Origin of the sequence: Halobacillus sp. BAB-2008, from assembly GCF_000328325.1 — a bacterium.
Classification (GTDB): domain Bacteria; phylum Bacillota; class Bacilli; order Bacillales; family Halobacillaceae; genus Halobacillus.
Genome location: NZ_ANPF01000077.1, coordinates 1 through 24519, shown reverse-complemented (window position 1 = coordinate 24519; position 24519 = coordinate 1). Strand labels below are relative to the sequence as shown.

Below are 24519 nucleotides of genomic sequence, written 5' to 3'. Positions count from 1 at the left end.
CATAATTATGTAATATATATACGTTTATATTTCATAATTATATCACATAAGTGCTGTTCTCTTTTCGTCAACAACCAAAAAACAGGAAGAGCATATGCTCTTCCTGTAACATTAAAAGGTTGGAAGGTTATCCAGATTGTTGGAGGTAATGCCATCCGGTTCACTGCGCAGATGATCTTCTCCATCCTTCCCTCTGATGAGGTTCACATGTTCCAGTTCCCCGTTGCGCGCCATTTCGTGTGCCTGTTTATAATCGACAACATCTCCAGACGACAACTGCATTTCTATAATGCTGCCTTGTCCGTTTTTTCTGACTGCCACAATTCGTTCCGGCATTTTAATCATCCTCCTCTATCCTATCTTGACCTTCCTTCCTGTAACTATCCTTGTCAAGTTATGCCAGAATCGACTCACATGTCATGGGATGACTTTTGTTTCTGGCGGGAATGATTGGCCGTCTTCACTTTATGAGAACCTTGTGCCGGTTCCTCGTAACCCTGATCCGGTCCTAAAGGTAAATTCGGCTGCTTCTGTTGTTTCGGACCCATTCGTTTACCACCCATAGAAAACACTCCTTCTTTTATCGGCGCTTCCGGGCTTCTTCCGGCCCTTCCATCATCGTTGCACCATTGTAACTCAACTTTTGATCGCGATCCGACTGAACCTTTCCAGAACGCTTCAATTTCTTCTCCTGACGATCTCTACCCATAAGAAAAAACCTCCCTTCCTGTTTAGTATGAAACAGAAAAGAAGGCTCATTCCTGGGAATCACTTTTTAAAATCATCAAGGAAATCCTTTTGAAAACTGGTCGTCACTGGACTCTCCTCTTTGTCCGTCAATCTCCGGAACGGGTTCTTCCCATATTTATCCGTAAGCTCATCGATCGCTTTGTAAAGCCTTTCTTTCCCGGCATACTGCTCATAATTGAAAAGGTCCAGCTGCTGGGTAACTTCGGACTTCTCTGCGAGATCACTTGCGGTCACTCCAAGCAGACGGACGGGCTGCTGATTCCAATGCTCATCGAAAAGCCGGATGGCGATTTGGAATAAGTCGTCTGTCGTCGCAATGAAATCGCGCAGTTGTCTGCTTCTTGTAACGGTCTTCCTGTCATGATAACGAATCATCAGCTGCACATTCCGGGCCAGTACATTTTTGCTCTTCATCCTTGCCTCTACTTTACCTGATAAGCGGCGGAGAACGGAGCGGATCTCATGATCATCCACCGTGTCTGCCGGCAGCGTGGTTGAAGTTCCAATACTTTTGAACTCATGAACAGCATCAGGATCAACGGGGCGGTCATCTAATCCGTTGGCACGATTTTTAAGCCGCTCTCCATTAATACCGAGGACCCTCTTCAGCTCTAAAGCAGAATGGGAAGCAAGATGTCCAATGTTCTCTATCCCAAGCCGTCTGAGCTTCTCTGCTGTTTTCTGACCTACACCGTACATTTCTTCAATTGGAAGCGGCCAAAGCTGTTCATCAAGCTTTCGTTTCCTTAAAATCGTAATTCCCATCGGTTTTTTCATATCCGATGCCATCTTGGCAAGGAATTTGTTCGGCGCAATTCCTATACTGCAGGGGAGATCCAGCTCATTCGCTATGCGCTGCTGGATTTTTTCTGCAATTTCAGGAGGGGAGCCTTGATCCTCACAGTCCGTTATATCCATATACCCTTCATCGATGGAAACGGGCTGGACAGTCGGCGTCACATCGGAAAGGATTTTGAACATTTCTTTTGATGCAGCCCGATACCTTTCGAAATTGGGGCGCATGACGATTAAATCCGGACATAAACGTTTTGCCTCACCGACAAGCATGGTCGTTTTCACCCCGTATTTACGGGCTTCGTAGCTGCTCGTTACGACAATCCCCTTCCGTTCTTCAGGGTTTCCTGCAATCGCTAGTGGTTTCCCTTTCAAAGCCGGATCATAGGCAGCTTCGACGGATGCATAAAAGCTGTTCATATCCACATGAAAAATGACCCGGCCGTTCTTTGGGTACCATTTCGATGACATACAACTTCCCTTCTTCCTCCATTAGAACATCTGTTCTTCCATTATATCAAAAACGAGCCGGTTAATCATGAAAAGGACCTCGGAATAATATTCCCAAGTAATGTCCGGGGGAAGATAAAAAAGAACCTTCCCTTTAAAAACGGGAAGGTTCTTGTAAAATTATTTTGCTACTTCTTCTACAATTGCTGTTACATATTCGGCGATTTTCTCCAACTCACCGACCGGCATGCGTTCGTTCGTAGTATGGATCTCCTCGTAGCCGACGCTTAAATTGACGGTAGGAATGCCGTGCCCCGCGATGACGTTCGCATCACTTCCTCCACCACTCGTCAACAGTTCACTCTCACGGCCGATACGCTTGGCTGCAGCCCTTGCGACTTCGACCACTTCGTCCCCGGCTGCCTGCTTATAGCCCGGGTACATCACTTGGACATCAAGTTCAACATCTCCATCCATTTCTTCTGCCGTTTCCAAGAACGCCTGTTTCATTTTCTCTACCTGCTCTTCCATCTTAGCAGGGTTCAGGGAACGGGCTTCAGCCAAAATTTCGACATGGTCACAAACGATATTCGTTTTCTGTCCACCTTCGAAACGTCCGATATTGGCAGTCGTTTCATCATCGATACGGCCAAGCGGCATTTTAGCAATAGCGCGGGACGCAAGCGTAATCGCCGAGACACCTTTTTCAGGCGCTACACCAGCATGGGCTGTTTTCCCTTTAACGACGGCATTGATCTTTGCCTGGGTAGGCGCTGCAATAATAATGTTTCCCACCTGCCCGTCACTGTCGATAGCGTAGCCGAACTTCGCTTTAAGAAGCGTGCTGTCCAATGCTTTGGCTCCGACAAGACCGCTTTCCTCTCCGACAGTGATGACAAACTGGATATCTCCGTGTTCTACTTTGTTTTCCTCAATAGATCGAATAGCTTCCAGTATAGCGGCCAAGCCCGCTTTGTCGTCCGCCCCCAATATCGTCGTTCCATCTGTAATGATATACCCGTCCTCTACGGAAGGATTGACGCCGTTCCCGGGGACGACCGTATCCATGTGAGACGTAAAGTAGATCGTATCGACCCCTTCCTTCGTGCCTTTCCAATTACAAATAAGGTTGTTGGCGGCATGTCCGGTTTCTTCCGCGGCATTGTCTTCAAGCACTTCAAGCCCAAGCGCTTCGAATTTATCTTTTAACACACGGGATATTTCCGCTTCCTGACCAGTTTCCGAATCAATTTGAACCAGTTCCAGGAATTCTTCCAATAAACGTTCTTTGTTGATTGCTACCATCTATAGGTCCTCCTTCATATGTAACACGTTCCACTTAGTACGTTAGCGGAACTGGAGAGTCGTGTCAATCAGAGCGGGATGTTTCCGTGCTTTTTATACGGTCTGTCCTCCTGCTTATTCCGTAGCATATCCAACGAACGAATAAGCACCTTCCGTGTTTCTCTTGGATCAATGACGTCATCAATCATGCCGAGACCTGCAGCGACATATGGATTAGCGAACCGCTCCCGATATTCGTCAATCTTCCTACTCCTTGTCTCTTCCGGTGCATCACTGTCCTTGATCTCTTTTGCGAATATAATGTTCGCTGCCCCTTCCGGCCCCATGACGGCTATCTCCGCATTGGGCCAGGCAAAAACAAGATCTGCACCTATCGATTTACTGTTCAGTGCGACGTATGCCCCACCATATGCTTTCCGTGTAATAACCGTAAGCTTCGGAACGGTAGCTTCAGAATAGGCATATAAGATTTTTGCTCCGTGGCGGATAATGCCCCCGTGCTCCTGCTTGATCCCCGGGAAAAAACCGGTGACATCTTCAAATGTTATGATAGGAACATTAAAGGAATCGCATGTTCGAATAAAACGGGCCGCCTTATCACTGGAGTCGATATCGAGCCCCCCTGCCATGTACTTTGGCTGATTACAAACGAGCCCTACGGACTTCCCTTTTATGCGGGCGAAACCGACGACAATATTCTTTGCGAAGTCTTTATGGATTTCAAAGAAAGATTGATCGTCAACTACTTCATCAATAATGATCCGTACATCATAAGGGCGAACAGGATCGAATGGAATTATATCAGTCAGATCGGGTCGATAGTCATCCTCTTCGCTTCCCTCCAATACTTCCGGCAGTTCTTTGTTGTTTTGAGGAAGATAGCAAAGCAGATCGCGGACGGCGTCCAATGCACCCGCTTCATCTGCTGCCTTCAAATGAGCGTTCCCACTCAAGGAATTATGAACGCCTGCCCCACCGAGGTCCTCGGCAGAAATCTTCTCTCCCGTTACGGTTTCTATGACTTTTGGACCTGTAATGAACATCTGCGACGTCTTTTCGACCATAATGACGAAATCCGTGATAGCAGGAGAGTAAACGGCACCGCCTGCACACGGCCCCATAATGACGGAAATCTGAGGAATGACTCCGGAATAAATAGAATTCCGATAAAATACCTGACCATATCCGTCCAAAGAAGAAACGCCCTCCTGAATTCTCGCTCCGCCGGAATCATTAAGTCCGATAAACGGCGTTCCATTTTTGACCGCGAGATCCATAACTGCCGCAATCTTCTTGGCATGCATTTCGCCAAGGGCACCTCCGTACACAGTGAAATCCTGAGCGAACAAATAGACGTCGCGGTTGTTTATCTTCCCGAATCCGGTGACAACTCCTTCCCCGGGAGCCGTTTTCCCATCCATACCGAATGCGTCATGCCTGTGCTCCATAAATGGATTCAGCTCGACAAACGTCCCTTCATCCAAGAGATATTCCACCCGCTCACGCGCCGTCCACTTTCCTTTTTCATGCTGCTTTTCAATGCGGTCGTCTCCGCCGCCAAGCTCAACCTGGCGCCGTTTATCATACAGTTCATTTATTTTATCAAAAATATCCATCACTCATCCCCCTTGCTTTCTACCATTTCATACAGCACACCGTTTGCCGCTTTCGGATGAAGGAACGCCACTCTCGTATCGTGGGCTCCCACAGCCGGTTCCTCATGGATCAGACGTACCCCCTGCTCCTTGTATTTCTTCAAACGGGCATCCAAGTGATCGACTTCCACTGCGATGTGATGGATTCCTTCCCCTTTCTTCGTTAAGAAAGACTGGATCGGAGACTTATCGTTTAAAGGTTCCAGTAATTCTATCTTCGTTTCACCGATTTTCAAAAAAGCTACGCGCACTCCTTCCGAATTCACGGTCTCCACCGCTTCCAAAGACAGACCGAGCGTATGCTGATAAAAAGGAAGAACGGCATCAATGCTCTTAACGGCAATTCCGATGTGCGCGATGCGTTTCGGCTCTTCGAACATATCCCTTTGGACGAGCTGCTTGATATAAACGGCTATCGCATCTGTCGGGGAACCGCTCGTAAATATCTTGTTCACGCCATGCGACTCAAGGAATGGAATATCTTCTGCAGGTATGACTCCCCCTCCTATGACCGGAATGTCAGAAGCCCCCTGTGCAGCCAACGCTTCCACCACTTTAGGAAACAAAGACTTATGGGCACCGGAGAGAGAAGACAACCCGACGACATCGACATCTTCCTGTATGGCCGCTCTTGCGATTTGAACTGCCGACTGACGAAGTCCTGTATAGATGACTTCCATCCCATGATCGCGGAGCGCCTGAGCGATGATCAATGCCCCTCGATCATGGCCGTCAAGACCCGGCTTTGCTACTAGTACACGTATTGGTTTCATCTCTATCCTTCCTTTCTACATTCCCGTATATTCTCCATACTCTTCTCGAAGTACGTTAGCAATTTCACCTACGGTCGCATACGCCTTCACTGCTTTGACTACATGCGGCATGACGTTTTCCGATCCTTTGGCGGCAGTGTGGAGTGCGTCCAGGCACGCGGCCACTTCTTCCGAGTCTCTTTCTTCCCTTACCTGCCTTGTCTTTTTCACTTGTGCTTTCTCTAGTGCTTCGTCTACTCTCAATAAGTCAGCATGGATCTCTTCTTCTATCCGAAACTCATTCATGCCGACAACAATGTCTTCTTTCGACTCGATCCGCTTCTGTGCTTCATAGGCTGCCTGATGGATTTCCCGCTGCATATAACCTTCTTCCACCGCTTGGACAGCACCGCCAATTTCACGGATTCGATCCAGATATACATTCGCTTCTTTTTCTATCTGGTCCGTGAGTGCTTCCACATAGTACGAACCGGCCAGAGGATCAATCGTATCTGCTACTCCACTTTCATTTGCAATGATCTGCTGGGTACGAAGAGCAATCCGGGCTGATTCCTCTGTAGGAAGTGCGAGCGCTTCATCACGTGAATTCGTATGGAGGCTCTGTGTACCTCCCATGACGGCAGCGAGCGCCTGTAATGTCACCCGTACAATGTTATTATCCGGCTGCTGCGCTGTTAATGTACTGCCTCCTGTCTGTGTATGAAAACGCAGCTTCCAGCTCTTCGGATCCTTCGCACCAAAGTGTTCCTTCATGATGTTCGCCCACATCCTCCTGGCAGCCCTGAATTTTGCTGCTTCTTCAAAGAACTGATTGTGCGCGTTAAAGAAGAAGGCGAGGCGGGGGGCGAACTGATCGACTTTCAAACCGGCTTCGATAGCTGCATCGACGTAAGCCATCCCGTTGGCTATGGTAAAGGCAACTTCCTGAACGGCCGTCGACCCCGCTTCCCTGATATGGTAGCCTGAGATACTTATGGTATTGAACTTAGGCAGATGCTCCTGACAATAAGCAAAAATATCTGTAATCAACCGCATGGACGGCTTAGGCGGATAGATATACGTTCCGCGTGCAATATATTCCTTCAGGATATCGTTTTGAATCGTGCCTGTCAGAAGTTCCGGAGATACGCCCTGCTTTTCACCGACGGCAATATACATGGCAAGAAGAATACTCGCAGGGGCATTGATCGTCATGGACGTACTTACGCGGTCCAAAGGAATGTGATCAAACAGCTGTTCCATGTCCTTAAGGGAATCAATCGCTACACCGACTTTCCCCACTTCGCCCTCTGCCATAGGATCATCGGAGTCATAGCCGATTTGAGTCGGTAAGTCGAAGGCAACAGACAGCCCTGTCTGCCCCTGCTCGAGAAGGTACCGAAATCTTCGGTTAGTTTCTTCTGCAGATCCGAAACCGGCGTACTGGCGCATCGTCCAATATCTACTGCGGTACATGGTCGGCTGTATTCCCCTCGTGTAGGGATACTGGCCAGGATACCCATTCTTTGCTATGTAATGATCGTCAGGATTCTCCGGCGCATAAAGTCTGTCAATCGGTATTTCTGAACTCGTATAGAACGCTTCTTTGCGCTCCGGAAACCGTTTTATTGTCTTTTCCACTGCTTCTTCCCATTTATTTTTATTATCACTTGATGAATGCTTCACAGGAAAAACCTCCTTATACAGTCCAATCTCCTTCTAGCATACCAGAAATAAAGCGCTTACCTGTCTAAAAATTACTATTATTCACAAGATAATTGTAAATGGTCAAACAACCTTGTCCAATTTCTCTTTTTTATGTAAAATATGAGTCAGGATGGACGAGAAGGGGGTTACACCTTGGCTGGAAATAAGAAATCGAAACGCGAACGCCGCATGAAAGTTATCATTTATCTGATGATCCTTTCCATGGTTTTATCAACCCTGTTGGCAGGCGCAAGCTTTTTCCTATAATTTAAAAAAGACCGAAGCGACTGTTTATGCCGCTTCGGTCTTTTCTTTTATGGCTGTATCATTTCTTTCCATTTATTCTTTTCCCATTGATCATGCACGGCTTTCATATCCGCGTCTGTGTCGACAATAACAACGTCCATCTCCACTGGTACCAGTTCGTAAAGCCGCTCGACATCCTCGTTTAACAGCCGAACACACCCCGCTGACACGGATTTCCCAATCGAATCAGGACGATTCGTCCCATGGATGCCGTACATTCGACCATCGGTGCCTCTGGCATCAAAACCGATCCACCTTGTACCAAGGGGATTCTCTGGATCTCCTCCGGGAATATCGAGTTTCCGATAATAAGGATCTTCTGCTTTTACTTTGATGGAAAAGATGCCTTCCGGAGTTAAATCTTTTGTCTTCCCAACCGCTGCATCTGCACGGAACACCGGCTTGGAATTCTTGAATAAGACAAGCTCGTGGGTTGCTTTATTGACTATAATAACGGAATCTTCCATAACCGGTGGAAAGAGAGGGCCTGTCAACAATAGGACTAATGCGAGTATCTTCATGATCTGTCAACCTCTTTTAGTCCAAGTTTCCCCCGAGGAAGACGGGCTATACATCACTCTTCTTGAAGGAGCGTTTAATGATCAAATATTCCTCAATTTCATTCAACAAATGGTAGAGGCTTGCTCTGATTTCAAATTCTTCTCTCGTTTCCGGAAGCTTGTCTTCCCGGAACTCTTCTTTCATTTCTTTCAATTTTCTTAAGTAAATGAGGGCCGTATTTCCAGGATGTATTCCTTTTGCCAACTCCTCAAAAAAGTCAGCGATTTGGTGGCCGTGTTTATCCGATCCCGATATCCGGCTTACCAGGGGAAGCATACGTTCCAAGAGCTCAAACTGTTTTGTCCGCATGTGGAAATAATGGTAGTGATGATTATGGGACCGAAGCAGATGGTTTTCCACTTCTCTGTAAGACAGCGATTTGGCCTTCTCCAAAAGAGCAGCCGTCTCTGTTAATTCTCTCCCTGTCCAGTCATAGTCCCCTTTTCTAAGGAATTGAGCAATCTCTCCCATGATGATCGAGAAATTCTCTTCAATCTCATCCCGGTATTTCTTCAGTTCGCTGTCCAGATTCGGCATATACAAGTTAAGAATTAATGCCGTCCCGATACCGACAGCAATCAGGCAGATTTCGTTCCATATGATATTAACCCCGATATTACCGGATCCGTATAAATGAAGGATAATGACAGAACTTGTTACGATTCCAGGTGATACTTTCAACCAGACCGTGACCGGAATAAATGCAAAAAGCATAAGTCCGATCGCAATGGGGTTATATCCAAGCAATTCAAAGAATACGAAAGAGAACACCATAGCGAGCAAGCAGGCGGCAAAACGGTGCCATGCGCTAAGGAAAGATCTTTTTCTTGTGACTTGGATGCAGAGAATGGTCAATATACCTGCCGAAGCAAAATTCTCCAGTTGCAACAATTGGGCAATCCAAATGGCGATCGGTGTGCCCAATGCCGTCTTGATGGTTCTGTAGCCGATTTTCACGTATTTCTCCACCTCAATTTTCTTAGTCCCTTCCTTCCCGCACAGGGAAGCAAAAGAGGACCTTTGTCTATTAACAAAGATCCTCGTTAGGATGCTTAAACTTCCTCGCAGTATTCTTCGAAGCTCCGCTGAAGCTTACCGATTACTTCCATCGGTTCGAAGCCTTCGATGTCATGACGTTCCACCATCGTCTGGATCTTTCCGTCTTTCAAAAGAGCAAAGGACGGGGAGGAAGGTGGAAAACCTTCGAAGTATTCTCTTGCACGTTCCGTTGCCTCTTTATCCTGACCGGCGAAAACGGTGACCAGCTGATCCGGGCGCTTATCATAATGGATCGCATGAGCAGCTGCCGGTCTCGCGATTCCCCCTGCACAGCCACAAACGGAGTTGATCATGACGAGCGTCGTTCCTTTCTTTGTAAGCGCAGCGTCTACATCCTCAGGCGTCGTTAATTGTGTATAGCCTGCTCCTGTAATTTCTTCCCGAGCTTTTGTAACAACATCGTTCATGAAAATATTAAAATCCATGTGACATGGCCCCTTTTCTATAAATACTATGAACATTTTACCAACATATCCGGCTGCTTTCAATTGAATTGCGACTGGAAATTCAAGTCTGCTTCCGAAAAAAGAGAAAAACTGCCCTCCATAGAAAAAGAGGGCAGCTGGTTCATTAATAAACGGACGTCGTCTCTTCTGACATCTTCTCCAGTATTTCTTTAACCCGTGCAAGGAAATTACCCGCCACAAGTCCGTCAAGCACCCGGTGATCAAGGGATAGACAAAGGTTGACCATGTCTCTTGCCCCGAACATCCCGTCCTGATAGACAGGCTTCTTCACAATTGATTCCACTTGGAGGATGGCTGCCTGCGGATGATTGATAACCCCCATGGATTGGACGGAGCCGAAAGAACCGGTGTTATTGACCGTGAAGGTACCACCCTCCATATCCGATGTCGTCAGCTTACCAGCTCTCGCCTTGTTGGCAAGATCGGTGATGTCCTTGGCAATTCCTTTGATGCTTTTTTCATCTGCGTTCCGGATGACCGGCACGAACAATTGGTCTTCCTTGGCGACAGCGATATTTAAATGGATCGCTTTTCGCTGGATGATCTTATCTCCGGCCCACGTACTGTTCAGTTGAGGATACTCCTTCAACGCTTGGGCGACTGCCTTAACGAAGAATGCGAAATAAGTAAGGCTGAATCCTTCCTGCTGTCTAAACGCCGTTTTCTTCGCATTACGAAGCTCTACAAGGTTTGTTACATCGACCTCCACCATCATCCAGGCATGAGGGATTTCCGTCTTGGACTTTACCATATTTGCTGCAATAGCTTTACGAACTCCTGTGACAGGTATTTCGATATCGCCGTCAGCAGCAGTTACAGAAGAAGAGACCGCAGTCCTCTGCTTAGATGCGGCAGTCTCCGTTCGGGAGGAAGGAGCTGCTTCCTCTTTATCGTTACTCCGGTCATTCGAAGCAGACGGAATATTTCCAGAACGGATAATTGTTTCTAAATCTTTTCTTGTGATTCTTCCGCCACGGCCCGATCCTTCCACCTGATTCAAGTCGATGTCATGTTCTTGGGCAAGAGTCATGACGGCAGGTGAATACCTTTTCTTCGTCTTATCTTTCTGCGGTACCTGCTTTTTTCTACCTGCTGTTGTACGTCATCTTGGGAAGCCTGCTTTTCTGCTGCAGGTTCTTCCGTTTTTTCCTCGGAAGAACCGGCCCCTTCGACTTCTACATAACACATCAATTCTCCGACGGAGATGGTATCTCCTTCTGAAGCAACCAGTTCTTTAATGGTGCCGGAGAACGATGACGGTACTTCTGCATTCACTTTGTCCGTCATGACTTCTGCAATCGGATCGTACTTGTTCACTTTGTCCCCGGGCTGGACGAGCCATGTGCTGATCGTGCCCTCGGTAACACTCTCACCGAGCTGGGGCATATTGATTTTTTCTAAACCCACAAGAAACTCCTCCTTCGATTAAAATTCTGCTAGCTCCCGCATCGCTTTTTCAACTTTATCCGGATTCATCATGAAGTACTTTTCCATTGTTGGTGCATAAGGCATGGATGGAATATCCGGGCCGGCCAGACGTTTAATCGGTGCATCCAGATCAAACAGACAGTGCTCACTAATAATGGCAGAAACCTCGGATATGATGCCGCCTTCTTTATTGTCCTCTGTTACGAGCAGGACTTTGCCGGTTTTGGAGGCTGCCTCTATAATAGCTTCATGATCGAGTGGATAGACCGTACGAAGATCCAGAATATGCGCATCAATTCCTTCTTCCGCAAGCTTTTCCGCTGCCTGAAGAGCGAAATGAACGCACAAGCCGTAGGTAATTACCGTAATATCCGATCCTTCCCGTTTCACATCCGCTTTCCCAATCGGAAGCGTATAATCTTCCTCTGGAACTTCGCCTTTAATAAGACGATACGCCCGTTTATGTTCGAAAAAAAGCACAGGATCGTTGTCACGTATCGATGCTTTTAACAGCCCTTTGACATCATATGGAGTCGACGGCATGACAATCTTCAGTCCCGGCTGGTTGGCAAATAGTGCTTCTACGGACTGGGAATGATACAACGCGCCGTGCACTCCACCGCCGTAAGGAGCGCGGATTGTTATTGGTGCTGTCCAATCATTATTGGAGCGATAACGTACTTTAGCCGCCTCGGATACAATTTGGTTGACGGCCGGCATGATGAAATCTGCAAACTGCATTTCAGCTACAGGGCGCATGCCGTACATAGCCGCTCCGATTCCGACTCCTGCAATAGCAGATTCTGCAAGCGGTGTATCCAATACCCTGTCCTCACCGAACTCTTCATAAAGTCCGTCTGTCGCCCGGAAAACACCGCCACGCTTCCCGACATCTTCTCCAAGTACGAACACTTTCTCATCCCGCTGCATTTCTTCTTTCAACGCCTGGGTAACGGCCTGTATATATGATATTACTGGCATAATAGCTCCCCCTCCTTACTCTTCATACACATATTTCATAGCGGATTCCGCTTCGGCATAAGCTGCATTCTCCGCATAGTCCGTTGCATCGTTTACGATTTTTTCAATTTCGTCATTCATTTCTTTCTCTTTCTCATCAGAAAGAATACCGTGTTCCCGCAGATACTCCGCAAATGTGACAATCGAATCCTTCTTCTTCGCCTCATCCACCTCTTCCCGCTCTCTGTACGTACGATCATCATCGTCGCTGGAGTGTGGTGTCAAACGATAGGATACGGTCTCGATTAATGTCGGTCCTTCTCCGCCTCGGCCTCTGTCGGCAGCTGCCTTAACTGCTTCATATACAGCCAACGGATCGTTCCCGTCCACTGTGTACCCCGGCATTCCGTATCCGATGGCACGATCAGAGACCTTTTCACAGGCCAACTGTTTGGACACAGGAACAGAAATAGCATATTTATTGTTTTCAACCATGAAAATAACCGGCAGCTTATGGACACCTGCAAAGTTCGCTCCTTCGTGGAAATCCCCCTGATTGGAAGAGCCCTCTCCAAAGGTAACGAAAGATACGAAGTCCTTTTTTTCCATTTTTCCGGCAAGCGCGATTCCCACTGCATGCGGAACCTGTGTCGTAACAGGAGAGGATCCTGTTACGATTCTGTTCTTCTTCTGTCCGAAGTGGCCCGGCATCTGACGGCCGCCCGAGTTCGGGTCTTCCGCTTTGGCGAACCCGGACAACATCAGGTCACGTGCCGTCATCCCGAAAGCAAGTACCACGCCCATGTCCCGGTAGTACGGCAGTACATAATCTTTGTCCCGGTCAAGGGCGTACGATGCCCCTACCTGCGCCGCTTCCTGCCCTTGACAGGAGATAACAAACGGTATTTTACCTGCACGGTTCAACAGCCACATGCGTTCATCTATTCTTCTTGCTAGTAACATCGTTCGGAACATGTCCAATACTTGCTCATCACTTAATCCTAGAGATTTATGGCGGTTCTCAGCCATGTGGATCCCTCCTTTGTTCTTTTACCCGTGAATTTGATTACCGTCCACAGCCATTGCGGCTTCTCCGATCGCTTCTGAAAGGGTCGGATGTGGATGAATGCTGCCTGCAATTTCCCACGGCGTTGCATCCAACACCTTAGCCAGCCCTGCTTCCGAAATCATATCGGTCACATGGGGTCCGATCATATGCACTCCGAGCAGATCATCGGTTGCTTTATCGGCAATGATCTTAACGAATCCGTCCGACTCGCCGAATACGAGAGCTTTTCCAACCGCTTGAAACGGGAAGGTTCCTACTTTCACCTCATACCCTTGTTCCTTCGCCTGTGATTCTGTCAGGCCGACGCTCGCTGCTTCCGGGCTGGAGTAAATGCACGTAGGTACCTGTTCCGGATCCACCGGGTGTGGATCGCCGTCAGCCATGTGCTCCACTGCTGTAATGCCTTCATGGGAAGCTACGTGGGCAAGCTGCATGCCGCCGATCACATCGCCGATTGCATACATATGACTTTCCTTCGTCTGGTAGAAGGCATTCGTCTGAATGACACCATTTTCCACGACAATGTCGGTGTTTTCCAATCCGATGTTCTCCACATTCGCAGCTCTTCCTACCGAAACGAGCATACGATCGGATTTGTATGTCCTGGTTTCCCCATCGACTTCTGCGTCGATCGAGATTCCATCTTCTTTCCTGGTCGAATCCGGAAGAACCTTCGCTCCTGTAACGATAGATACTCCCTTCTTCTTCATCTGCTTCATCATTTCCCTGGAAATAGACTCATCTTCTGTCGGGAGAATGTGCGGAAGGTATTCAAGCACCGTCACCTCAACGCCGAAATCAGCCAGCATCGAAGCCCATTCGATACCGATTACTCCTCCGCCGACAATGATGATTGATGAAGGAAGGGTGTCCATTTGAAGCGCTTCGTCCGATGTCATGATGTATTCGCCATCTATTTCGAGACCTGGGAGCGTCTTCGGCTTCGACCCTGTAGCGATGAGGACATTCTTCGGGATCAGCATCTCATTCTCTTCCCCGTTGTTCATCTCTACTGAAATCGTTCCTGCTGTCGGTGAAAAAATGGAAGGCCCGAGAATTCTTCCGAATCCTTCATACACGTCAATCTTTCCTTTTTTCATCAACCCTTGTACGCCTTTATGTAACGTATCAATAATGGACTGCTTCCTCTCCTGGACTTTCAAGAAGTCCAATTCCGGCTTACTTGTTGTAATACCGAACTGACCTGCTTCCTTTGTCTGTCTGAAAACTTCTGCACTACGAAGCAGCGCTTTGGAAGGAATACACCCGCGATGCAGGCACGTCCCCCCTAATTCACGTTTTTCGACGACAGCTGTCTTTAATCCGAGTTTGGATGCGCGGATGGCAGCCACGTAACCGCCTGTGCCGCCTCCCAAAATAACCAAGTCATATTCTTGCGCCATCGGAATTCTCCTTCCTATTCCATAAAATTAGGATACTGCTTAGGTGCTTCTTCCTTATTTAATATGCGGAGTGTGCCCTCATTTAAAGCCTCCAGCTCATTCTCACCAGCATACACGAGGACATCGGCAATCCACTGGACCCTGCGGGAGATCGCTTCAACGAAGTCTTTCCCATAAGCAAGCCCTCCGGTTAATGCGATCGCATCGACCTTACCTTCAAGGACTGTACTCATGCTGCCGATTTCTTTGGCAATCTGATAGGCCATCGCATCAAAGATCAAGGCAGCTTTTTTATCCCCGTTCTCTACCAAGCGTTCGACCTCTCGCGCATCATTTGTGTCAAGATATGCCATCAGTCCCCCTTGACCGACAAGTTTCTTCATGACTTCATCCCGATAATATTGTCCCGAGAAACATAAAGAGACCAAGTCACCCGCTGGAACGGTTCCCGCTCTTTCCGGGGAAAACGGCCCGTCTCCGTGTAAACCGTTGTTGACATCAATAACACGGCCGCCGGAATGTGCACCGACCGTGATCCCCCCTCCCATATGGGCAACGATCAAGCGGCTTTCCTTATAAGAGCGCTTCAGGTCGGCAGCCGCTCTCCTTGCGACCGCCTTCTGATTAAGTGCGTGAAATATACTTTTACGTGGGATTTCCGGTACTCCTGACACCTTTGCCAGATCATGAAGTTCATCAACGACGACAGGATCAACGATATAGGCACCAATATTCAGCCCTTTCGCGATTTCGTGGGCGATGATCCCACCGAGGTTCGACGCATGTTCTCCATTATATCCATCTCTCAAGTCCTGAAGCATGGCATCGTTCACTTCATAAGTACCACCTTCAATCGGCCGAAGCAGGCCGCCGCGTCCACAGACGGCACTCAATTTACTGATATTTATGCCCTCTCCATCCAGCACATCGAGAATGATACGCTTTCGGAACTCATATTGATCAATAACACGTTTAAATTCACTCAGCTCATCTGCGCTGTGACGGATTGTCTTCTCCAGAACGGACTCTGTTCCATCGAAGACTCCGATTTTTGTCGATGTAGACCCAGGGTTAATCACAAGAATCCGATGTGTACTCACTGATAAATCTCCTTTATCTGTTCTGTCTTCTGCTAAGAATGTGATGTCCATTTTGAAGGAACTGGCTGCGGGAACGACGCATACGTTCAATTCTCTCTTCCGCCATTCGATCTGCAGCTACATAACTCGGAATGTGGTCACGCTTGGATATTTCGAAAACGCGCGCGACATTATCGTAGATTGTTTCTACACGCTTCATAGCACGATCTTTGTTATACCCGTAAAGTTCATCGGCCACGTTGATGACCCCTCCGGCATTGATGACATAATCAGGTGTATAAACAACGCCTTTCTCATGAAGAATATCTCCATGACGCGTCTCTTTCAGCTGATTATTTGCTGCTCCTGCAATTACTTTGGCCTTTAATTGAGGAATCGTATTGTCGTTGATGGTCGCACCAAGCGCACATGGTGCATAGATATCACATTCAACCCCGTAAATTTCATCCGGCTCGACCGCTTTCGCACCGAATTCTTCTACCGCTCGCTGAACTGCCTCTTTATTAATGTCTGTCACTATTAAGTTCGCACCTTCTTCATGCAGGTGACGGCAAAGATTAAAGGCAACGTTTCCTACTCCTTGCACAGCTACGGTCTTTCCTTCTAAGGAATCCGTCCCGAAACCTTCCTTAGCCGCCGCTTTCATCCCTCGATACACGCCGTATGCTGTTACTGGAGACGGGTTTCCGGAAGAACCGAATGCAGGAGAAATACCTGTAACATAGTCGGTCTCTTCATGAATCAAGTCCATATCCTGTACCGTTGTCCCTACGTCCTCTGCCGTGATGTAACGACCATTCAGTCCTTGTATGTAGCGCCCGAATGCGCGGAACATTTCCTCGTTCTTCTCTTTCTTAGGATCGCCGATGATGACCGTCTTTCCGCCGCCAAGGTTCAAACCGGCAGCCGCGTTTTTGTAGGTCATTCCTTTCGCGAGTCGAAGCGCATCTTCCACCGCTTCATCTTCTGATGCATATGTCCACATCCTGGTACCGCCGAGAGCCGGACCCAATGTTGTATCATGAATAGCAATGATTGCTTTTAATCCTGATTGCTCATCGTGACAAAATAACAGTTGCTCATAATCGTATTCTTTCATATAGTTGAAAATTTCCATGGTGATTCCTCCTTATTAATAGCTGGCCCGAAGTGCGAGTGCCAGGGAATATATCTTGCTTTGTGCATCATCCGCTCGGGAGGTTAGTACAATCGGTGCTTTAGCACCGCTGATGACACCTGCCACCTTCGCGCCTGCAAAGTACATGAATGATTTATATAAGGCATTAGCCACTTCAATGGTAGGGACAACCAGAATATCGGCCTTACCCGCTACTTCTGAATGTATCCCTTTCTGTCTGGCTGCTTTCTCATCGACAGCATTATCAAATGCTAACGGACCATCAACCAGGCAGTCCTTAATTTGACCGCGCCGGTTCATTTGTGAAAGAACAGCCGCATCCCGTGTTGCAGGCATCGCCGGATTTACTACTTCAACAGCAGCAAGCGGTGCTACTTTCGGCATCTCCCAACCAGCACGTCTCGCTGTTTCGACTGCGTTCTGAATAATTTGAACCTTCTCTTCCAGTGAAGGAGTAATATTCATCGCCGCATCCGTAAGGAATATAAGTTTATCCCTTCCGGGTATTTCAAAAAGAGCCACATGGGACAGAACAGACCCTTTTCTCAGCCCGTATTCTTTATTCAGGACTGCTTTAAGCAAGGTTTTCGTGTCGATATTCCCTTTCATAAGCACATGGGCTTCTCCATCATGGACTGCCTTTACTGCAGCGCCTGCACTTTCTATAGATGGAACATCCAGAACACGCACGCCCCTTCCGGACAAATCAATGCCTGCATCTTTGGCAGCCTGATTGATTGCCTCCGTTTCTCCAGTCAGAATAAAATCGGCTATTTCTTGGTCCAACGCTCGTTTTACTGCTGTAAGAACGGCAGCATCCGCCGCTTGAGCTACTGCAACTGTTTTTTTGTTCGTCCTGTCTATTTGATCCACTAATGCATCTAAAGTAGTTATCATACTTTCCCTCCCTCTTCATTACTTGCAAGAACGGTGCCAACTCGCAGCCGCGTAAAAAGCCGAGAAATGCACAAAGCGGGAATGCAAAGTTTTTCACTATGAAAATTCTTGCATGCTTTTTTTGTCCAAATCATACTTCTCTAATTTATAATATAAGTTCCGGATCGAGATTCCAAGCGCTTTGGCTGTTTTCGTTTTATTAAAGCCGTGGGAACGGTACGCTTTTGCCAGTAACTTCTTCTCATAATCATCCACAGCTTCTTGTAATGTAACTTCCGGCCAAGAGGTGTTTTCGGAAGGAATGTACTCCGTACGTGCAGCTTTCGTCAACGGAGGAAGATGTTCTGCAAGAATCGTATCCTCCATATTCTCCATATAGATCATCGCTCTCCCGAGTACGTTCTCAAGCTCACGAACGTTTCCCGGCCATCCATACTCTTTCAGCAACCCGTAAGCTTCCTCATCCATATGCTGTACATGCCTCCCGTAATCTTCATTCAGCTTACTAATCAGATGACGGGCTAAAGATATAACATCTTCCTTTCTTTCCCTGAGGGGAGGTATATAGATCGGAAGACGGTTCAAGCGATAGTACAAATCTTCACGAAAGGTTTTGTTCATAATCGCTTTTTCGAGATTGACGTTCGTGGCCGCAATGACGCGGACGTCTACATGTACAGGTTTCGTTCCTCCGACACGGACAATTTCGTTTTCCTGCAGGACGCGGAGAAGTTTTGCCTGCATGGAAAGGGTAAGCTCCCCAATCTCATCGAGAAAGATACTTCCATGATTCGCCTCTTCAAAAAGCCCTTTTTTTCCTCCTCGCTTCGCACCGGAGAATGCTCCATCCTCATAACCGAATAACTCACTCTCCAAAAGCGATTCGGCGATCGCCGCACAATTGACACGGATGAACTTATTATGCCGCCGCTTGCTTTCATTATGAATGGCGTGCGCGAAAAGCTCTTTTCCTGTGCCCGATTCGCCGCGGAGCAGGACCGTTGCAGGAGTTCTGGCGCCTACTTTTGCCTGCTCCAACGCCAGCGTCATCTCCTGTGACCTTCCCACTATATCATCAAAGGTGTACTTAGCTTCCAGACTGCGGATGATCTGGCGGGCCCTCTTCAATTCAGACGTTAACGACTGAATCTCCGACACGTCATGAAGAACACCTACGCTCCCTTTCAGTCGGCCGTCAACGATTACCGGAGCTACGTTGACGAGGACATCTTTATTCGCCGGCCCTACCTTCATCCGCACGCCCCTCACCGGGCGGCGCGTGCGGAGTACTTTCATGTGCATACTTTCCCCTTCTGCTATATCCACCGTTGCCGGTTTGCCCACGATTTCCTCTTCAGAAAGTCCGGTAATCCTTGTATAGGCGGGGTTAATCATTAAACCGCTTCCATTTTCGTCTACTACGGAAATCGCTTCATCCGAAGAATGGATGATCGCTTCAAGCATGGTCTGTATTTCCTTTAAATTCGTAACCTCTTCTGCGAGATCCACTACTTCCGTAATATCTTGAAAAACAGCGAAAGCACCTATAACTTTCTGATCTTGCCCAATCATAGGAATCCTTGTCGTAATGACTTTCTTTCCGTTCTCCAATTCGAGCTGCTGATTCAGTTCTTTCTTCCTGGAAGCGAGAATACGGGGAAGTCTGGAAGCCGGAATGACATCTGTTACCGGAAAACCAACGATCTCTCTTTTGTCTTTATCAAGAATACGTGCAGCACTTTGATTCACAAAGGAGACGCGGCTGTTTTCACCAATGACGATCATCCCGTCGTGAATGCTGTTCAAGATAAGGTGTTGGTTTTGCGTCTGTTGTTTCAACTCTTGAACAAGTGCCTCTTTTTCTTCTAGAAGTTCCGATGTCACGTACGCTACGGAACCAGGTATAACAACTGTGGAAGGCATCCTTTTTGCACGGATTTCCCCAAAGACGGCATCACTGCCTGTCGCCTCAATGACGATATCGATGTCTTTATGTATCCAGTTCTCCCAATGACGGTCTGACGGAATCTGCATCTGCTCTGCCAGCATTAAGCCTTCCGCATCAGGATCGATATCGGTAATAGCAACGACCTGCATACGCTCAATTTCATTCAATAATTTAAGAAGAGCCGCGCCACCCTTCCCTGCACCAACAATCAACACACGTTTCATTTCACCACACCCTGCAATATTTTGCGTACTTTCATCCTATAACATTCTGCATGTTTTAGCAAGAAGACCAACAGTTCCCTCCCACGGCTCCATTTGATATACTTAACTTGGATTGAAACAAAGGAGCTGTGCTCATGCGCTTACTTGCCTTATTAGTGTTAGTCACACCGGGAATACTCGCTGTCTATGGAATTAAATTAATCCGGGATGCTCTCTTCGGAGAATTCCACGAGATATATTTTCACATCGCTGTCCAAGGTCTTACCGGTTTGCTTTTTTTCCTCGGCGGCCTTCTTTGGATCGGCGGTTTCATCTTATACAGAGACAGAAAAAGAGGACTGACAAAAGGTCGTTTCAAACAGGATCACTAAACAGATACAAAGGAGTTTTGCTCTGTGACAGAGTTCGAATTGTTTCGAAAGCAATATCCTTTTGACTTGCTTTCGGACGAGGAATTTGAAGAGATTTTCGGCAAAGCCGTAGTCAAAGAATACAGCACCAATGAATTTATCATTCATGAAGATCAGGATGAAGACAGAATTGACATCCACTTCCTCGTATCCGGTCTTGCAAAAAACATCATGCACCGGTCCAATGGTCGCCAGCTCTCTGTAAGGTTCTACTACCCGGGAGACCTGGTAGGAGTGATGATTCTTCTTACGAGCGGAGAAATGCGCTTTTCTGTCCAGGCGCTGGAACCGGTCAAAACGGTCTGCTTCGAGAGGGAATCGTTTTTACAAACGATGTCGAACAACACTCATTTCTCCAAGGTCGTCATGGATGGAATCAGCCATTTAATGAAGAGCCTCTATGACGAGGTGAAGTATAAAAGTTCCACCACGGATGAGCAGGACGATCGTGAGCTTTACAAAAAGCGTGCAGATGCCTATATGGAACTTCCAACGTTTATACACCCGGAATCCTCCATTGAAAAAGCAGCCCGCATGCTGCAGCAGCAGAAGATAGAAGCGCTTATTGTAAGCGACGACCAAAGCTCGATGCTTGGGATGATCGGATACGGCCAGATTTTAAAGGCCTATTTTGAAAATGAGCACAAAAATCCCGTTCGGACTTACATGACGGAGGAGTCCTATGAGATTAACGAACAGGAATTCATCTATGATGCGCTGAGTTATTTGAAACACCATCCAACGGAAATCATACCGGTTCTCCACAAAGATAAGGTGGTTGGAATCCTCAGACAGTCTTCCTTCTTCACCATCAAAAACTCCGTTTATTTCGATTTAACATACAAAATATCAAACGCAGCCAGCATTGATGAAATCCGTCCACTTTCTCCCATTTACAATGCAAGATTCCAGCAGTTTGTGTCCAGTCTGATTAAAGACAACATGTTTGCGTACGATATTGCTGAATTAATGACCAACTACAACGACAGGCTGCACAAACAGGTCGTACAAATCGCGGAAGATGAAATGGTGAAAGAGGGGTACGGAGCACCTCCAATCAATTACTGCTTCCTGGTTATGGGAAGTGAGGGACGTAAAGAGCAAGCCTTCTCCACGGATCAGGACAATGCCATGATTCTCGCTGACTACAGCAGTTCCAAGCATAAAAAGACGATAGAAGAATACTTCCGAATCTTCGCCGGTAAAATTAACGACATGCTGAATGAGTGCGGGTATCCTTATTGTACAGGCGGAATTATGGCAAGAGAAGATAAGTGGCGTCAGCAGACAAGCCAGTGGCATGCAAGTATCGACCGCTGGATTGCCAAAATGGATGCGGAAGAGATCCGCGATTTTACTATCTTCATGGATTTCCGTCCGATCATTGGAGATTATTCACTAGCCTATGATTTAAAAAAATATGTGACCAAGCGCGTTCAAAAATCATTGAACCTCCATCAACTTCTGATGAAGGATACATTGAGATTCCGCGTCCCTGTCCAGCCCTTCGGACGGATTACCGGAATCGGAAAAAAACGGACATTAAATTTAAAGAAATCTGCAATTATGCAGATTGTGAATGCCGTCAGGATATACAGCATGAAGTACGGCATCGAAGAAATCAATACCGTAAACAGGTTGGAGGCACTGGCTGAGCAGGAGCGCTTCCATCCACGCGATGTGGAAAATGCAAAGACAGCCCTGCACAGGCTGATGTTGTTCCGGCTAAAAGCAAATCTAGATCAACTTGACGACGATGAACCATTGTCCAATGATTTGAAGCTCGGCTCTCTGAAAAAAGAAGAGCGCCGCTCTTTAAAGGAAGCGCTGATCATCGCCAAACGACTGCAGCAAGTTTTAGAGTTGAGCTATAACCGAAATCGGGTGGTATAGTTGTTACCTGTTGACTTACAAATTATTAAATATATCTTTTTTGAGAAACCGATGTATCATTTTAAAATCAAACCATTTTTGAAATGGAACATTTATCAATCGCTGGAGGAAACATTGTCTCTATATGAAAAAGACACTCGTTTCCACCAAAAAAAATTGGAAGAATTGGATTTTACAATTTTCGATTCTAGAAACAACCGGCTTCTTTCCGGAAATTGGTCATGAGATCATTTCTATAGGGGCTATCCGTTTAAACGGTCTTCATGCCTGCAGGAGTCGGAAGTTTCATCAAATCATCCGTCCTATCCGTCCTGTTAACAATCAAACATTACGCCTTACAGGACTCACTAAGCAACAGCTCATGGATGCAAGTCCTTTCATCGAAGGTTTTACAAATTTCCTGGAATTCAGTGAAGGGTCCGTCTTGGTCGCCCATCCGGCAAAGTTTGATATGCGTTTTCTGAGAGCTATGTTAAAACGATGGAAGCTGCCGGACTATGAACCCCATGTATTGGATTCACAGATAATGGCACAATGGCTTCTGCCACACGTCAAACACCAGCTTGATCCATTATTAAAATATGTAGGGATAGACAAACGGGAGCGCCACCACGCGTTGAATGATGCCATCATGACCGCAGAGTTGTTCCAATTCCTCCTCTCTAAAGCGATGAATCATGATATTCAGACACTGGATGACCTTTATACGGTATGCCGGAAACAACAAAAGGCGAAACAGCAATCGTAGCTGTTTCGCCTTTTTTCTGCCCCCGTCCATACACAGAACGTCCATGCCTCTTATTCAAAGAAGGTATGATAAAGGGATTGAAGAGCATCCGAAAGCCCGGAGGATTTCACACCGAACATCATAGCTACTTCGGATGATCCTTGATTAATCATTTCTATATTCACACCAGCCTCCCTGAAAGCAGATGCTGCTTGACTGGCAATGCCGACCGTTTGGTTCATCCCTTCCCCTACAATCATAATCATAGCCATCTCTCGTTCAATCAGTACCGTGTCAACTTTCAACTCTTCTTTGATCCGATTTACCACCACTTCTTCCTTCTCTGGTGGAAGGTGATGTTCCCTGATGACAACAGACATGTCATCGATTCCCGAAGGAGCGTGTTCAAAGGAAACCTCTTCATCTTCCAGTATTTGAAGTAGTTTTCGACCGAATCCGATCTCACGGTTCATCAAATATTTACTGACATATAAATTCAGAAAGCCGTCATCACTTGCAATTCCTACGACATGGCTTTCCCGCTCAGGCAGCTCTGCTACGATCATCGTCCCTGGAGCAGAAGGATTATTTGTGTTTTTTATGCATACCGGTATTTTCGCTTTAAAGGCCGGTATGAGAGCTTCGTCATGGAAGACGGAAAAGCCTGCATAAGACAGCTCTCTCATTTCCCTGTAGGTTAAGGATGTCAACGGCTTTGGTTTGTCCACATACATTGGATTAACACAAAATACCGAATCAACATCAGTAAAGTTCTCATAAAGCTCGGCTTTTAACCCGGCAGCAACAATAGAACCGGTTATATCCGAACCTCCTCTGGAGAAAGTTACGATCTCTCCTTCCGGTGTAAACCCAAAGAATCCGGGTATGACTAAAATTTCGTTCCGACTTCTTAATTCATACAATCGATCGAAACTTTCCTCTAAAACGATGGCTCCTCCAGGCTCATCCCTGACGAGAATACCTGCGTCTTTGGGATTTACATAGGAAGCAGACAGACCTGACTTCTTCAAATAAGCACTGATGATACGTGCGGATCCGTCTTCACCACAAGCTTTCAGGGAATCAAGCCCATGGCTGTGCTCCTCTTGTATCATCTGAACGGCGTTGTCGATTTGTTCTTTTACAGACTCCATCACGCTTATCGAAAGGTCGAGCTCTTCTGTCATAGACCGGAAACGATCCAGAATTCTTTTATACACATCTTCTTTCATAACTCCTGCCTGTAAGGCCATTCCCAGCTCGATTAATAAATCGGTTACCTTTGTATCCTCTTTATATCGCTTGCCAGGCGCCGACACAACGACAACACGCCGGCTGTCATCCAATTCAATAATCCCTTTTACTTTTTTGATTTGCCCCGCATCTGCTACAGAGCTGCCACCAAATTTAATAACTTTCATATGTACAACACCCCATTAGTGAACCAAAGTAATTAATAATTAAGAATTGTACCACAAAATAAGAGGAGAATAGAATAGATATTTATGAAAAAAA

At 46.9% G+C, this 24519-nt stretch carries 23 protein-coding genes and 1 pseudogene; 4 read left to right on the top strand and 20 right to left on the bottom strand.

From position 1 onward, the window contains the following. Positions 1–111: 111 nt before the first annotated feature. The 8 genes from D479_RS16005 to D479_RS15975 all read right to left on the bottom strand — a co-directional run bounded on the left by D479_RS16005 (position 112) and on the right by D479_RS15975 (position 7393). Positions 112–336 carry a DUF3892 domain-containing protein gene (locus D479_RS16005; RefSeq protein WP_008639055.1) on the bottom strand — a complete coding sequence of 75 codons (225 nt, stop codon included), beginning with the start codon at positions 334–336 and terminating at the stop codon, positions 112–114. Between the two features lie 74 nt (positions 337–410). Then, positions 411–563 carry a small acid-soluble spore protein P gene (locus D479_RS16000; RefSeq protein WP_008639054.1) on the bottom strand — a complete coding sequence of 51 codons (153 nt, stop codon included), beginning with the start codon at positions 561–563 and terminating at the stop codon, positions 411–413. Between the two features lie 17 nt (positions 564–580). Then, positions 581–709 carry a YpzI family protein gene (locus D479_RS20315; RefSeq protein ID WP_008639053.1) on the bottom strand — a complete coding sequence of 43 codons (129 nt, stop codon included), beginning with the start codon at positions 707–709 and terminating at the stop codon, positions 581–583. Between the two features lie 59 nt (positions 710–768). Continuing rightward, complete coding sequence (locus D479_RS15995; protein WP_008639052.1) at positions 769–2016, bottom strand: DNA polymerase IV; 1248 nt, start codon at positions 2014–2016, stop codon at positions 769–771. Between the two features lie 159 nt (positions 2017–2175). Next, positions 2176–3300 (bottom strand): M20/M25/M40 family metallo-hydrolase, encoded by a 1125-nt coding sequence (locus D479_RS15990; RefSeq protein WP_008639051.1) that lies wholly within the window; start codon positions 3298–3300, stop codon positions 2176–2178. A gap of 68 nt (positions 3301–3368) precedes the next feature. Continuing rightward, the gene (locus D479_RS15985) at positions 3369–4916 is read right to left on the bottom strand and encodes an acyl-CoA carboxylase subunit beta (RefSeq protein ID WP_008639050.1); all 1548 of its coding nucleotides are present in this window, start codon (positions 4914–4916) and stop codon (positions 3369–3371) included. Next, a complete protein-coding gene (gene mce, locus D479_RS15980; RefSeq protein WP_008639049.1) occupies positions 4916–5728 on the bottom strand; it encodes a methylmalonyl-CoA epimerase in 813 nt (270 codons plus the stop codon). Before mce ends, D479_RS15985 begins: the two co-directional genes overlap by 1 nt. A 15-nt stretch (positions 5729–5743) precedes the next feature. Further along, on the bottom strand, positions 5744–7393 hold the full coding sequence (locus D479_RS15975; RefSeq protein WP_008639047.1) for a methylmalonyl-CoA mutase family protein: 1650 nt from the start codon (positions 7391–7393) through the stop codon (positions 5744–5746). 174 nt (positions 7394–7567) lie between these two features. On the opposite strand from D479_RS15975, the gene prli42 reads away from it, so the two are divergent. Further along, the gene (gene prli42, locus D479_RS20485; protein ID WP_235601469.1) at positions 7568–7681 is read left to right on the top strand and encodes a stressosome-associated protein Prli42; all 114 of its coding nucleotides are present in this window, start codon (positions 7568–7570) and stop codon (positions 7679–7681) included. A 47-nt stretch (positions 7682–7728) separates the two neighbouring features. Here prli42 and D479_RS15970 read toward each other — a convergent pair whose 3' ends face one another. The 11 genes and pseudogenes from D479_RS15970 to D479_RS15920 all read right to left on the bottom strand — a co-directional run bounded on the left by D479_RS15970 (position 7729) and on the right by D479_RS15920 (position 19974). Then, positions 7729–8241: a L,D-transpeptidase gene (locus tag D479_RS15970; RefSeq protein ID WP_008639046.1), complete on the bottom strand. Its 513-nt coding sequence runs from the start codon at positions 8239–8241 to the stop codon at positions 7729–7731. Between the two features lie 46 nt (positions 8242–8287). Beyond that, complete coding sequence (locus D479_RS15965) at positions 8288–9238, bottom strand: aromatic acid exporter family protein (RefSeq protein ID WP_008639045.1); 951 nt, start codon at positions 9236–9238, stop codon at positions 8288–8290. 95 nt (positions 9239–9333) lie between these two features. Further along, complete coding sequence (locus tag D479_RS15960; protein WP_193743892.1) at positions 9334–9801, bottom strand: BrxA/BrxB family bacilliredoxin; 468 nt, start codon at positions 9799–9801, stop codon at positions 9334–9336. A 109-nt stretch (positions 9802–9910) separates the two neighbouring features. Continuing rightward, positions 9911–11214 (bottom strand): annotated as a pseudogene (locus D479_RS15955) (dihydrolipoamide acetyltransferase family protein). A gap of 18 nt (positions 11215–11232) precedes the next feature. Beyond that, positions 11233–12216 carry an alpha-ketoacid dehydrogenase subunit beta gene (locus D479_RS15950; RefSeq protein WP_008639036.1) on the bottom strand — a complete coding sequence of 328 codons (984 nt, stop codon included), beginning with the start codon at positions 12214–12216 and terminating at the stop codon, positions 11233–11235. 15 nt (positions 12217–12231) lie between these two features. Continuing rightward, complete coding sequence (locus D479_RS15945; protein WP_008639033.1) at positions 12232–13224, bottom strand: thiamine pyrophosphate-dependent dehydrogenase E1 component subunit alpha; 993 nt, start codon at positions 13222–13224, stop codon at positions 12232–12234. Between the two features lie 21 nt (positions 13225–13245). Beyond that, positions 13246–14667 (bottom strand): dihydrolipoyl dehydrogenase, encoded by a 1422-nt coding sequence (lpdA, locus tag D479_RS15940; RefSeq protein ID WP_008639030.1) that lies wholly within the window; start codon positions 14665–14667, stop codon positions 13246–13248. Between the two features lie 14 nt (positions 14668–14681). Beyond that, on the bottom strand, positions 14682–15818 hold the full coding sequence (gene buk / locus D479_RS15935; protein ID WP_051348877.1) for a butyrate kinase: 1137 nt from the start codon (positions 15816–15818) through the stop codon (positions 14682–14684). Beyond that, a complete protein-coding gene (bcd, locus tag D479_RS15930) occupies positions 15781–16884 on the bottom strand; it encodes a branched-chain amino acid dehydrogenase (protein WP_008639024.1) in 1104 nt (367 codons plus the stop codon). Before bcd ends, buk begins: the two co-directional genes overlap by 38 nt. A 15-nt stretch (positions 16885–16899) precedes the next feature. After that, on the bottom strand, positions 16900–17802 hold the full coding sequence (gene yqiS / locus D479_RS15925) for a phosphate butyryltransferase (protein WP_008639022.1): 903 nt from the start codon (positions 17800–17802) through the stop codon (positions 16900–16902). Positions 17803–17898: 96 nt separating this feature from the next. Then, positions 17899–19974, bottom strand: a complete 2076-nt coding sequence (locus D479_RS15920) for a sigma-54-dependent Fis family transcriptional regulator (protein WP_008639020.1) — start codon at positions 19972–19974, stop codon at positions 17899–17901. 134 nt (positions 19975–20108) lie between these two features. Between D479_RS15920 and D479_RS15915 the strand changes: the two genes are divergently transcribed. The 3 genes from D479_RS15915 (at position 20109) to D479_RS15905 (ending at position 23025) form a co-directional block, all read left to right on the top strand. Next, entirely contained in the window at positions 20109–20345 is a 237-nt protein-coding gene (locus D479_RS15915) for a DUF2627 family protein (RefSeq protein ID WP_008639018.1), read from the top strand. A gap of 24 nt (positions 20346–20369) precedes the next feature. Continuing rightward, positions 20370–22277, top strand: coding sequence for a DUF294 nucleotidyltransferase-like domain-containing protein (locus D479_RS15910; protein WP_008639016.1), 1908 nt, complete (start codon positions 20370–20372; stop codon positions 22275–22277). Between the two features lie 124 nt (positions 22278–22401). After that, positions 22402–23025 (top strand): 3'-5' exonuclease, encoded by a 624-nt coding sequence (locus D479_RS15905; protein WP_008639014.1) that lies wholly within the window; start codon positions 22402–22404, stop codon positions 23023–23025. 50 nt (positions 23026–23075) lie between these two features. Here D479_RS15905 and D479_RS15900 read toward each other — a convergent pair whose 3' ends face one another. Beyond that, positions 23076–24425, bottom strand: a complete 1350-nt coding sequence (locus tag D479_RS15900) for an aspartate kinase (RefSeq protein WP_008639010.1) — start codon at positions 24423–24425, stop codon at positions 23076–23078. Positions 24426–24519: the final 94 nt, after the last annotated feature.

Coding starts and splice junctions, on each gene's coding strand:
- bcd (WP_008639024.1), bottom strand. CDS start 16,884: ATGGAAATTTTCAACTATATGAAAGAATACGATTATGAGCAACTGTTA.
- D479_RS16000 (WP_008639054.1), bottom strand. CDS start 563: ATGGGTGGTAAACGAATGGGTCCGAAACAACAGAAGCAGCCGAATTTA.
- D479_RS20315 (WP_008639053.1), bottom strand. CDS start 709: ATGGGTAGAGATCGTCAGGAGAAGAAATTGAAGCGTTCTGGAAAGGTT.
- D479_RS15900 (WP_008639010.1), bottom strand. CDS start 24,425: ATGAAAGTTATTAAATTTGGTGGCAGCTCTGTAGCAGATGCGGGGCAA.
- D479_RS15970 (WP_008639046.1), bottom strand. CDS start 8,241: ATGAAGATACTCGCATTAGTCCTATTGTTGACAGGCCCTCTCTTTCCA.
- D479_RS15990 (WP_008639051.1), bottom strand. CDS start 3,300: ATGGTAGCAATCAACAAAGAACGTTTATTGGAAGAATTCCTGGAACTG.
- D479_RS15945 (WP_008639033.1), bottom strand. CDS start 13,224: ATGGCTGAGAACCGCCATAAATCTCTAGGATTAAGTGATGAGCAAGTA.
- buk (WP_051348877.1), bottom strand. CDS start 15,818: ATGGACATCACATTCTTAGCAGAAGACAGAACAGATAAAGGAGATTTA.
- D479_RS15950 (WP_008639036.1), bottom strand. CDS start 12,216: ATGCCAGTAATATCATATATACAGGCCGTTACCCAGGCGTTGAAAGAA.
- D479_RS15915 (WP_008639018.1), top strand. CDS start 20,109: ATGCGCTTACTTGCCTTATTAGTGTTAGTCACACCGGGAATACTCGCT.
- yqiS (WP_008639022.1), bottom strand. CDS start 17,802: ATGATAACTACTTTAGATGCATTAGTGGATCAAATAGACAGGACGAAC.
- mce (WP_008639049.1), bottom strand. CDS start 5,728: ATGAAACCAATACGTGTACTAGTAGCAAAGCCGGGTCTTGACGGCCAT.
- lpdA (WP_008639030.1), bottom strand. CDS start 14,667: ATGGCGCAAGAATATGACTTGGTTATTTTGGGAGGCGGCACAGGCGGT.
- D479_RS15995 (WP_008639052.1), bottom strand. CDS start 2,016: ATGTCATCGAAATGGTACCCAAAGAACGGCCGGGTCATTTTTCATGTG.
- D479_RS15960 (WP_193743892.1), bottom strand. CDS start 9,801: ATGTTCATAGTATTTATAGAAAAGGGGCCATGTCACATGGATTTTAAT.
- D479_RS15920 (WP_008639020.1), bottom strand. CDS start 19,974: ATGAAACGTGTGTTGATTGTTGGTGCAGGGAAGGGTGGCGCGGCTCTT.
- D479_RS16005 (WP_008639055.1), bottom strand. CDS start 336: ATGCCGGAACGAATTGTGGCAGTCAGAAAAAACGGACAAGGCAGCATT.
- D479_RS15905 (WP_008639014.1), top strand. CDS start 22,402: ATGAAAAAGACACTCGTTTCCACCAAAAAAAATTGGAAGAATTGGATT.
- D479_RS15985 (WP_008639050.1), bottom strand. CDS start 4,916: ATGGATATTTTTGATAAAATAAATGAACTGTATGATAAACGGCGCCAG.